This is a genomic window from Ureibacillus sinduriensis BLB-1 = JCM 15800 (assembly GCF_000772955.1).
Classification (GTDB): Bacteria; Bacillota; Bacilli; order Bacillales_A; family Planococcaceae; genus Ureibacillus; species Ureibacillus sinduriensis.
Genome location: NZ_JPVO01000046.1, coordinates 145,430 through 156,759, shown reverse-complemented (window position 1 = coordinate 156,759; position 11,330 = coordinate 145,430). Strand labels below are relative to the sequence as shown.

Here is an 11,330-nt window from a genome sequence, read left to right as displayed (position 1 = left end):
GCCAATTAGCTGCATAATAATAACTCTAACTTTAAGGGGTCACTACCTTCTGCAGTATGAATTGTGCTTTTCTTTATGAAAAGGGCCAGATTATCGGGTGAAACGAAATATGAATGATTACAATTAATCAACAGGATGGCAAAATCGAGCCAGGAGAAGCATTTATGAAACTTCCAGTATTTTTTTACGTCCAACTAAGTGATCTGTTACATATTCTGTAAATTGTTTTGAAAGGGGAAGTGAAAGTGTTGAAGAAAGCTTTAATTTCAGGAATTGTGTTCATTTCAATTTTGTTAGTTGGGTGTAGTGAAGAGCCGGAAGTGGTGGTATTAGATGATTCGGAAAACGGGGAAAATGATGTGAATTTATCACCAGAATCCAATTTTCTTTCAGAATTAAAAAATGAAATATTGGAATCTATTCCAGAACAAACGGAACTCGATAGTGAGTCAATAGAAGCAATAATGGTAGATGGTAATTTTGAAGAGATGTCTGTATCAGTAAGTTTCTCGAAGGATGTTAAAGTTGATGATGCCATGATTCAACAAATAGTTGAAGATTCTATAAAGAAAGTTTCTGAAACAGAAAACGTAGAAATTAGCAAAGAAAATGTAACAATAAAAATTGAGAAAGACTAACATAGTATTTCTGTAAGCATTCCATCAACCTCAAAAAAACGGGTGCTTAACAAAAAGTGGGGAAAATGTGCTTAACAAGCTGAGCTTCAATATAAGTAGCAAAAGGCAGAAATTATTGTCTGCTATTCATCAATCGACGCTTTCCGGTAGTAAGGAAAGGGTCTTTTTTCTTTTCTTTATATGTTTCTAATGGATTTTGATGATTCACGTATAAAAAAATACTTCATGAACATAATGTATCTAGATTAACAGATTTATAGTAGAGTGAAAAATAGACATCTAATAATTGTTTCGTTCAAAGGACATAATTTAGATGCGGCCCCAATATCAAGTATTACTATTTAGTTAATGAATGAACTTCTAAAACTAAGAAAACCTATATCACGAAGGGAGTAAGTTATTGAGTACTTTTCATAATAGGAATAACGAGGATAAACTCGAAATGTCAGTCGATAATTTATCAAAAGCTGTTTTTGTAGTAAACAAACATGCGAAAACGGCCCCAAATCCGAAGTTCTTATATACCTTAAAAAAGCGGGCATTGGAAAAATTAATAAGTGAGGATAAGGCCAAAAAAATTGGATTGCATTTTTCAAGGAACCCAAATCTTTCAAAACAAACTTCAACGGTATTAATCTCTTGTGGATCATATCTATTTCATATCCTCCCCGTCAAAGAAGATTTTCAGAATTTACCGCACTTAGGAAGCCTTGAAGAGCAATATAGAAATCCCAAAACTTATTTATCGCTAAAGCAAGCCAAAGCCTTACTGATGACTTATACGGGAATAAAAGAACCTCAACCAAATAATCCATTTGGTTTGCAAGCATCCAAGAATTATATATCCCCATTCGCTAAACGACCCGGAGAACGGTAAATATAGTTTGAAACTGTTTGTTATATATCAAAATTAATATTATTAATTCGATTCAAAATCCTGTGTTGATATGCAGGATTTTTCTTATTCCACATTCGGGCCAGAGTGTTGTATAAACTGCCTTTACTTCAATTAGAATAATGTAAGGAAGCCGACATACCTTCTTATTAGGAGGGATTATATGTTCAAAAAGATAATGATGGTTGCTGGAATATTTATAATGGGAATAGCATCATTAATTTTGTTAAGTATGCCGTTAGCATTTAATACTCCTATTGTGAATAAAGAAGAACAAAAACCTTTACTTACTCAAGAAGAGTCTACATTGAAAATGGTCATTGAAAAGCTTCAGGAGAAATATGTGGGAGTTGATGTGAAAACGACTTCAAACAAAGAATTGATGATACATGTAGTAGGTGATGAAGAATATTTAAATTCCGTAAAAAGAGATATGGAATATATTGCGAGAAGTATAATTAAAAGTTCAATATTAAAAGAATATTCAATTGTTTTTAAGAGATGGGATTTGATTGGTGGTTCGGATAAAATACCCAACAAAGAACTTGATATAATCAAAACTTTAATGAAAGGTCTTAGAGATTATGACGTAATCGATAATATAAGCATTTATTATCAAGAAACAACTATTACCATTCGTACATCAATAAAAAGTTCGAATGAAAATGCAAATAAATTAGCAATGAAAATTGAAGAGTCGGCAAATGAAATCTTACAATCTAATGAATTAAAATCATTATCCAATATTGATTCTTATAAAATTGAAATAATGAATACTAGAGGCAAAGAAATAAATTAGTTTACTTATAAAACAAGCAATGTTGGCATCTCTTTTCATTGTGCTAATCTGGTGCTTTACAATCAACAATTGGGCGCAATTCTTGAGTAAAATTGTACTCTTATTCAGGGTAAAAGGGTGATTTAGTTGAATAAGCAATATGGGCATATATGGAACGTTCATGAGGTAATTTCCGTCTAATTCATTAGAATGGAGGCTATGAGTTGAGTGATAAACTTTATAATATAATCAAAGCAGTTTGTTTAATTGTAATCGCGTTTTCATGTGTAGTAATAGCTATGCAGATGACGCATATAGGGTATTTGTTAGAGGCTATAGGGCATTAGAATATTATCTTAACGCTGGCTTAAGTATTTATGAGCCAATTTATAGGGCGCTTTAGTTGAATAAGAATAAGAGGCATCCATATCCATCTCAAACGAGGTGGTCTTTTTTATTTGGCGTTGGGAAATAGTATTGCTGTTTTTCAATCAAGAAATGGAAACGTTGACCTGGACGTTCCCGTTTTTATTCCGTTCAAGATTTATGGTGATTCATTTACGATGTTCCTACCAGTGTACTTGAAGTTTATTGCCATTGGGATCATAAAAGTGGAAGAAAGCATGGCCACCATCTTCTTTTATATCCTCGACTTTAACTTGATTATCAATCAAGTGTTGATGGAATTTTGATAACTCTGGACTTGTAAAGCCAATGCTAAATTCTTGTTCATTATCGATTGTAAAATGTGCAAATGTTTCATCTGCCGTAGGAACCAAGATGAGTAAGAAAGGCCCTTCATTTACTTTTAAAATGGCAAGTTCCTTAGTCAAGTTCAATAAATGGAGCCCCAATACATCTCTATACCATTGTGCAGACAGATCTAAATCTTTTACAGGAATTCGAATATAATGTACTTGTTCAATAAATGATTGACTCATAGCCTTCTCTCCTTTATTTCATCTGATATATTAAATAATTCCCTTCCAATAACTTTATTTCATCTGATATATTAAATAATTCCCTTCCAATAACCCTATTTCCTTCCGGGCAGAAAAAGCAGCCGTTCAACGTGAATTTTTAATATGATGGAGAATATGATTTTTATCGCTTTTCGATTGGTGTTATGCCGAATCACCTGACAATCGGGTGCAGATTTTGAGTAGAATTGTTCTTATGCTTTATTACCAAACAGGGTTTTGGGAACTATATAATTACCATTACTGTCTATATTGGAAAATTTATAATGAGGGGGTACCTTTATGTGGTTAATATTGGGATTAATTGCAATAGCAGCAACTTCAATAAATCTTTATATGTATAAAGCAGGAAAGGATTATAAGCTTGCAATGGCATTGGGATTATCATTTACAGCATTAACACTTTGTGGGGAATACAGTCTTATATCGGAGTGGGTGGAAGTGAAAGATTGGGCGGCTTTGGAGGATGTGGTGCCAGGTATGGAAAGGGTGCTATGGTTTTTGACATCTGCTTCTATCTTACTAAATATCGCCCCTATACTTTTAGAACGAAAGGGTAAGAAATAGTTACTATTTATTATTGCTTCATTTAATTTTCACTTAAACAACAATGCGGTTTAGTTAGAGAAGAGGGGGAACCGTAAGAAACCTGAAGTTGAATACGAGATAACTAGGCTATTTCCCGTAAATAAACAAGAGGTTCAACGGAAATCAAACGCATTTCTACAATAAATAGGAAATGCGTTTAATTTCATGAGGGGAAATGCTTTTATATAGTCCTTATTGACGACCACCATTAGTTGTCTGTTCAATAGTTTACTTTTCCATTTTCATAACTAATGATTTTGAATCCACAGGAATTAATTACCGGATATCCAATGACGCATTTACATTGCAGGCCTAATGACCAATTCATTTACATCGACATGAGCAGGCTATTCAAGTGCATAGACGATCCCACGGGCAATCGCCGTAGCTGGAAGAGCGTTGCGTCGGTATTCCTTCATGAATTCTCTAGCCTCGTGGTCGGTAATGCTTTCTGCCAGTTCCGATTCCGTCACTCCTGGCGATATGAGGGTCACACGGATCCCTTGGCCAGCAGTCTCTAGCCGCAATCCGTTCGTTATTGCACGTACGGCATATTTAGTTGCGCAATAGACAGCTGCCGTCGGGGACACTTCGTAGGCGCCGATCGATGCGATATTGATGAAATGCCCAAAACCTTGATTCTTCATGACCGGAAGACCTGCGGCAATGCCATGGAGGACACCGCGTATGTTGACATCAATCATCCGGTTCCATTCGTCAATTTTTAAGGCTTCCAGTGGAGACAGCGGCATGACCCCCGCATTGTTAATGATGGCATCAATTTTTCCAAAACGGCTTTGGGCAGCATCGATAATAGCCTGCATCTGTTCGAGTTCCGTCACGTCGAGCTGTTGAATGAAAACAGAACCTCCATCTCCTTCAATATCAGATGCCAATGACTGGAGTCTTTCCACACGTCTTGCCCCGATCACAACATGAGCCCCCAGGCTTGCGAGCAGTCGGGCTGTTGTTTCCCCAATTCCGCTGCTCGCCCCTGTAATGACAACCACTTTTCCTTTAAGTACAGACATTATTTCTTGCCCCCTTCTTCCAAATATAGCACCATCCCTGCATGGTAAAGGACGCCGTTGATCGGGGTGTTGAACCGTGAATTTGCGCAGCCCTTAAAGGTAAACGAATTGGCGAAAGAAGCCAGAATGAGCCCTTCAACCTTCTATAATCATTTCAAGGAAGTCACGGGTATGAGCCCTATCCAGTTTCAGATACAGCTTCGCTTGCAGGAAGCACGACGATTGCTTCTAACGGAAAACCTGGAAGCGGCCGAGGCGGCGTTTCAGGTAGGTTATGAAAGTCCATCCCATTTCAGCCGGGAATACAGCCGTAAATTCGGCCTTTCCCCAATGAAAGACATCCGGCGACTGCGGGAGATGTTGTAAGAAAAGAAATATGGTTGTCGAGCCTGGAGGGGCAGAGGAATAATGAACAAAGAAGCTGGGATTAATCATTAAACTATAAAAGACATACATATAAGCGGACATGAATACTTTTCCCCTTGATATCGTGTAACAAAAGAGTGAGGAAATAAAAAACTTAATTATTAGTCAAGCATCCATTTTGAACTATCGTACTTCAAAATGGATTTTTTAATTTGCCATTATAATTTAAGAAAAACATATCTATTGTCACAAATCACCATTCATTTCAGTTATATAGAGAGAAAGGAGGGGATATAGATTGACTGAACCGAATAAATCCAAAGAGAATACCCATTTAGTTATAAAATCTATTGTTGAGCAAGTGCAATCAGGCAATGGACAAGCTTATACAGAAATCATCCGTCGATTTCAAAAAAAGATATATATTTATTGTTATTACCTATTAGGGAGCAAAGAAGAAGCTGAGGACGCAACACAGGATATTTTTATAAAAGGTTTGGAAAACATTAAAAGTTTCTCCTATCGCGTCTCATTCTCAGCCTGGCTCTATAAAATTGCTCACCATCATTGTATGGATTTAATAAAAAAGAAACACAAGGGCAATAGGTTTTGGATAAGTTTTAAGAAGAATCATGCAAAAGATCAGTTTCATGGACGGGAAGAGTACAGATACCAAGATTTTATCCATGAGCTACTGGAAAAGTTAAGTGTAGACGAAAGACGTATTCTGTTGCTTCGTGCCATTGTGGAATATAGCTTTGATGAAAATGCTTCTATTATGGAACTAAAACCTGCTACTGTTCGAAAAAAGTATGAGCGATTACGGAAAAAACTGATAGAAGATAAGAAGATAGGAGGGGAAATTCATGAACACTCGTTTAAAATCGGAGGATAAAGAGTTGGAACGGTTAGAAAAATTAATTCGGGAAACTCCTGTTGAGGTTGATTTAGTTAATCGAACAATGAGCAAATATGAAGACAATTGTATGTCTAAGCAGTCAGCTAGTTTCAAAACCCATAAGAAAATGCGTCAAAGAGTTATTATGATGACAGTATCTGCCGCAATCCTTTTTGGTCTGATATTTGTCACTAGCTTAATTTCACCAACGATGGCTGCAACGATAAAGCAAGTCCCCGTATTATCATCAATTTTCGAACTTGCTGGTGATTTGGGTCTTAAAGCAGCTGACGATAAAGGCCTCTCAACGAAACTACATACAAGTGCTACTCAAGATGGCTTTACATTAAATGTATCGGAAGTAGTGTATGACGGTACAAGGGTTTCAATTGGTATGGAACGACTTCAAACAGAAGGTGAATTTTCAAAAGAAACTTTAAGTGATCGTATCAGTGATATTGAATTGTTTATAGATGGCAACCCGATTAATTCCTTTGCTCCGAACGATTCCAATTCTATTGATGTTTTTATGCACCCAGGAAAAGATAAAGCTTCCGTGATTGTTGAATTTTCAGATCGGAGTAACCAGGGAGGAAATTCTTTCCCCGAACAATTTGATCTAACTTTAGCTACTACAATAAGTGGCATAGACAACCCTTTAAACATAAACATACCTGTGAAAAATAAGATTGAAGACTATGTAACTTTACAACCTAAAGTAAGTCGTCAATATGAAAATATTCATTTTACGGTAGAACAAATCAAACTTACACCAATAACAACAGGTATTACTACAAAAATGGTTTTAACTGATAACACAACCTTTACGTTACCTTTAACAACGATGGGAATAGATGTTTTGGATGATCAAGGTCGCCAACTTAAGTTAATTAACGGGAATGGATGGACCCCTTCTAATGGCAGTACTAAGGTAACTGATTATCGGTACATACCGTTTGATTCCATTCCAAAAACAATAACGATTAAGCCATATATACATCTCTTTGATGAAAAGGAAATGGGGGCATTTCAAATGGATGAAAATAATGAACCAAAGATTCAATACATCCCCGAACTTGAAATCACATTACCGATCAATTCACAAAAATAAAATAGAAGAGAAAGTGAAAGATAAACCCACTTTCTCTTCTATTTTTTTATTAGAGCCTTCCACTTAGAATATGTACATTGCCATTAGATTTAAAAGCAACAACTTGAGCTTTCGGATATTTCAATAGCTTTGCCACCAACAAGTTGGACAATTTATTTTTTAGGTATTTCTTAATCACCATAACTTAACCCGACCTTCTTTCGTTAGAAAGGTTAGGTTTTTGTTTTTGATGGTTTATTCAGCAATAGGGGCATATTTACGCCTTGTTTATAAGCATTTATTAATACAATATCGAAGCCTGTTTTTCGCCAAATTTCAAGCATAAATTGTGTGTCTCTTCTGGATTTGTCATTTTATAAACGTCTAAACCAATAAGCGGCATATCTACCCATTGCTTAAACGTTTCGTTGGTTGATTATTCACATGACATCTCCTTATATTCTAAATATTCTTGTTATAATAACTTTTTGTATCAGACGGAAATTTGCGTAAAAACACTTGCATTAAAACTAAATACCGAATATTATTAATTCCGTTGTGTTAAATGTTCGTATTTAGGAGGTTGAACTTTTTGTTTCGACTAAAAGAAAATAATACTACTGTAAAAACTGAAATTTTGGCAGGTATAACGACTTTCTTTACAATGGTATACGTTGTAATCGTAAACCCTTCCATTCTATCGATTGCTGGTGTGCCTAGTGATCAAGTATTTACAGCGACGATTATCGCTACTGTATTTGGTACGTTATGGTTGGCACTATTTGCAAATTATCCTATCGCAATGGCTCCTGGTATGGGTCTGAACGCATTCTTTACGTTCACGGTTGTCCAAGCTTCTAAAGGTGAAATTGACTATATGACAGCATTTTCTGCTGTATTCGTAGCCGGTATACTTTTCTTCATTATTAGCTTAACGCCTTTAAGACAAATGCTCGTCAAAGCAATTCCAAATAACTTAAAATTAGCCATTACGGCTGGTATCGGTTTATTCATCGCTTTCATCGGTATGCGTTCAGCAGGCTTGGTGACAGGGGATGAAGCAAACTTAGTAAAATTAGGCGATTTATCAAGCCCTATGGTTTGGTTAACAATCGTAGGTGTTCTGGTTACTGCTATTTTAATGATGTACCGTTTATTCGGTGCCATTTTCTGGGGTATGATTGTTACAGCTATCATCGCTGCATTGACTGGCAACTTAACAATAGATGGAGTTGTGGCGATGCCGGCATTGCCAGAAGGTATTTTAGTATGGAATCCAATTGAAGCATTTGGCGATGTAATTAAATACGGCTTATACGGGACAGTATTCTCGTTCATTTTAGTTACATTATTCGACACGACAGGTACAATGGTCGGTGTTGCCAAACAAGCAGGTATTTTAAAAGATGATAAATTACCACGAGCACGCCAAGCATTCCTTGGTGACTCCTTAGCCACAACAATCGGTTCCATGTTTGGTACAAGCCCAACAACAGCTTACGTAGAATCTTCTTCTGGCGTAGCAATGGGTGGACGTACGGGTTTAACGTCGTTAACAGTTGCAGTACTATTTTTAATAACTGCATTCTTCTCTCCATTAGCGGGTGCGTTAGCAAGTGTTACGGCCATTACTTCACCTGCATTAATTATCGTAGGGAGTTTAATGATCGGCGCTGTTCGCGGTATCGAATGGGATAAAGTTGAAGAAGCAATCCCAGCATTTTTAGTTATTTTAATCATGCCATTAACATCTAGTATTTCAACTGGTATCGCATTCGGGTTTATTTCTTACCCATTATTTAAGTTATTCAAAGGTGAAGGTAAAGATGTTCACCCATTACTTTACTTCTTCGCGGTTTTATTCGTTATCCAGTTAGTATTTATGCCTCACTAAAAACTTCAAGCCTCTCGTTTAAAGCGAGAGGCTTTTTTATGTGTGCCAGGCATGGCTGCTGTCTAGGTGGTGCAAGTCCACTGTGGGGGTACAGATCGACCAACCACTAAGGAAGCGCAAGGTACTTATCGTGAGGTAAGGGCTGGAGGAAGCGTGGAATAATATCTTGGCTCGACAAACAGAAATCTGATACCAAGGCTCGGAATCCACATTGGAAACGAAAGTGTATGTAACACGAAAAGGGGATGTTCACATTACGAGTGAAGGGGAGTTTCTTCAAATTAAACAGTAACAGTAATGGTATTTTTATATTGATAGTAGTAATTAAAAGAGGTCCTCTCAACTATGTAAAATGAAGGACCAGTGAATGTAGCTTTTTATTTGATTAGTGGATGATTGACTTTTTTTGCGAAACATCATAAACCTTGTCGTTTTGATAAATAGTGTTATTCAGCAAACGGGCCATTTTGTGGAATAACCTATATAGATTGTGACCATTTATTAAGGTATGCTTTTATTTACTTGCATTAAATATAAAGGATTTTACATCCTCCTTTTTTACTCCCTCGTTCTATATGATAAATAATCTAAAAATCTCTTGGCGGCAAGGGAAAGGGATTCTCGGGACCTCATTGCAATACCAATATTTCGATAAGCAGGAACATCAAGTTCTTTCGTTATAATACGGTAAGGAATACGATGTAAAATCAATTCAGGCAATATACTGACTCCTAGTCCGTTTTCCACCATCGACATAATGGCATAGTCATCCCATGTTGTAAAAGAGATTTGCGGTGAAATTTGGTGCTTTTCAAAAATCTCAGAGATATCTGCCTTTGCCCCTTTTTCCAATAAAATAAAGGAGCTATTCAATATTTCGCTGATAGGAAACTTATCGTACTCAGCTAATGGATGATCTTCAGGAAGTACTACCAGCAAACGATCTTGCTCCAAGAAGATAGTTTCAATATCTGCTTTAGTAGGCAACCGTAAAAACCCAAAGTCAACACGGCCTTCTATAATCCAGTTTTCAATTTCTGTATAATCGCCTAATAGCAGTTCGAAATCAATATTGGGATAATCCTTCTTAAAGAATTTAAGCATATTAGGAATCCAATGGGTTGCCACGCTTGAAAAAATTCCAATACGGATTATTCCTGATTGTACATCGTGTAAGTCCTCAACCTGCATCATTAAAATTTCATGTTCATTACAGATTCGTTTTAACTGAGGTAATAATTTTAAGCCATCTGATGTTAGATTGGTACCTGAACGCCCTCTTTCAAAAAGTGTAATCCCCCATTCCGATTCTAAATCATTAATCATGCGGCTGATTGCTGACTGTGTATAGCCCAATGCTTCGGCAGCTCTTGTAAAGCTCCCATATTCTACTGCTTTGACAAAAGCCATATATTTTTGGATATTCATAATTATCCTCCTAAACATTCCTTTTCTTCATATATAACATGAGAAATATTCAATTTTGAAATATATATAGATATGCTATGCTATTGCTATTGAAATATCAAGGTTGAAAGGGTGTATATAAAATGTTTTACATAAGTGATATTTTGGTAAATTCACCTGAAAGTTATAAGTCAACTCTACAAGAAATGGTATATGAAACATTAAAAAAATTAGAAATTCCATTTGAACGTGTAGACACTGATGAAGCAATTTCGATGGAGGATTGCATCGAAATAAATAAAAAATTAGATATGAAAATGGTAAAAACGCTTTTCCTTTGCAATAGCAAAAAGGCAAACTTTTATTTATTTATTACTACTGCTGATAAGCCATTTAAATCCAAAGATTTCAGCAATGCACTCAACATATCACGTGTCTCCTTCGCACCTGCAGAATTAATGGAACAAATTTTGGAAGTAAAAATCGGTGCTGCTACTGTATTTGGCGTATTAATGGACAAGGAAAATCTTGTGCAAGTGGTTTTAGATAAGGATATTCTTTTGGAAGAGTGGTATGGATGTAGTGATGGAACGACAACTGGATATATGAAGGTAAAAACGGAGCTAATCGTCAATAACTTCTTAACCTATGCAAAGCATATTCCGAAAGTGATAGAAATGTAAAAAGAATCGGGTAGAATTTTATAATTTCATTTAAAGTATATGTACAATTGTTGCCTTTAAATATTTAGTGAGATTCTGTAAA

Annotated in this window: 11 protein-coding genes and 1 pseudogene; 9 read left to right on the top strand and 3 right to left on the bottom strand. The window is 36.0% G+C overall.

Features of this window, described 5'->3' with window-relative positions; genetic code table 11:
* Positions 1–245 precede the first annotated feature (245 nt).
* The 3 genes from CD33_RS07280 to CD33_RS07270 all read left to right on the top strand — a co-directional run bounded on the left by CD33_RS07280 (position 246) and on the right by CD33_RS07270 (position 2,332).
* Positions 246–638: a hypothetical protein gene (locus CD33_RS07280; protein WP_052130086.1), complete on the top strand. Its 393-nt coding sequence runs from the start codon at positions 246–248 to the stop codon at positions 636–638.
* Positions 639–1,080: 442 nt separating this feature from the next.
* Positions 1,081–1,515, top strand: coding sequence for a YkyB family protein (locus CD33_RS07275; protein WP_036199546.1), 435 nt, complete (start codon positions 1,081–1,083; stop codon positions 1,513–1,515).
* A gap of 181 nt (positions 1,516–1,696) precedes the next feature.
* Positions 1,697–2,332 carry a hypothetical protein gene (locus CD33_RS07270; protein ID WP_036199543.1) on the top strand — a complete coding sequence of 212 codons (636 nt, stop codon included), beginning with the start codon at positions 1,697–1,699 and terminating at the stop codon, positions 2,330–2,332.
* Positions 2,333–2,880: 548 nt separating this feature from the next.
* On the opposite strand, the gene CD33_RS07265 is transcribed toward CD33_RS07270, so the two are convergent.
* On the bottom strand, positions 2,881–3,252 hold the full coding sequence (locus tag CD33_RS07265; RefSeq protein WP_036199541.1) for a VOC family protein: 372 nt from the start codon (positions 3,250–3,252) through the stop codon (positions 2,881–2,883).
* Between the two features lie 321 nt (positions 3,253–3,573).
* Between CD33_RS07265 and CD33_RS07260 the strand changes: the two genes are divergently transcribed.
* Positions 3,574–3,858, top strand: coding sequence for a hypothetical protein (locus CD33_RS07260; RefSeq protein ID WP_036199539.1), 285 nt, complete (start codon positions 3,574–3,576; stop codon positions 3,856–3,858).
* A gap of 368 nt (positions 3,859–4,226) precedes the next feature.
* Here CD33_RS07260 and CD33_RS07255 read toward each other — a convergent pair whose 3' ends face one another.
* Entirely contained in the window at positions 4,227–4,910 is a 684-nt protein-coding gene (locus CD33_RS07255) for an SDR family oxidoreductase (protein ID WP_052130085.1), read from the bottom strand.
* Between the two features lie 60 nt (positions 4,911–4,970).
* Between CD33_RS07255 and CD33_RS07250 the strand changes: the two are divergent.
* The 4 genes and pseudogenes from CD33_RS07250 to CD33_RS07235 form a co-directional block, all read left to right on the top strand.
* Positions 4,971–5,276 (top strand): annotated as a pseudogene (locus CD33_RS07250) (helix-turn-helix transcriptional regulator); the annotation flags it as partial.
* A 298-nt stretch (positions 5,277–5,574) separates the two neighbouring features.
* A complete protein-coding gene (locus tag CD33_RS07245; protein ID WP_036199535.1) occupies positions 5,575–6,171 on the top strand; it encodes an RNA polymerase sigma factor in 597 nt (198 codons plus the stop codon).
* Positions 6,143–7,285, top strand: coding sequence for a DUF4179 domain-containing protein (locus CD33_RS07240; protein ID WP_036199533.1), 1,143 nt, complete (start codon positions 6,143–6,145; stop codon positions 7,283–7,285). The genes CD33_RS07245 and CD33_RS07240 overlap by 29 nt, the downstream gene beginning before the upstream one ends.
* 571 nt (positions 7,286–7,856) lie before the next feature.
* The gene (locus CD33_RS07235) at positions 7,857–9,158 is read left to right on the top strand and encodes an NCS2 family permease (RefSeq protein WP_036199532.1); all 1,302 of its coding nucleotides are present in this window, start codon (positions 7,857–7,859) and stop codon (positions 9,156–9,158) included.
* Between the two features lie 558 nt (positions 9,159–9,716).
* Here CD33_RS07235 and CD33_RS07230 read toward each other — a convergent pair.
* Positions 9,717–10,586: a LysR family transcriptional regulator gene (locus tag CD33_RS07230; RefSeq protein WP_036199530.1), complete on the bottom strand. Its 870-nt coding sequence runs from the start codon at positions 10,584–10,586 to the stop codon at positions 9,717–9,719.
* A 122-nt stretch (positions 10,587–10,708) separates the two neighbouring features.
* On the opposite strand from CD33_RS07230, the gene CD33_RS07225 reads away from it, so the two are divergent.
* On the top strand, positions 10,709–11,248 hold the full coding sequence (locus tag CD33_RS07225; RefSeq protein ID WP_036199528.1) for a prolyl-tRNA synthetase associated domain-containing protein: 540 nt from the start codon (positions 10,709–10,711) through the stop codon (positions 11,246–11,248).
* The last annotated feature ends 82 nt before the right edge of the window (positions 11,249–11,330 follow it).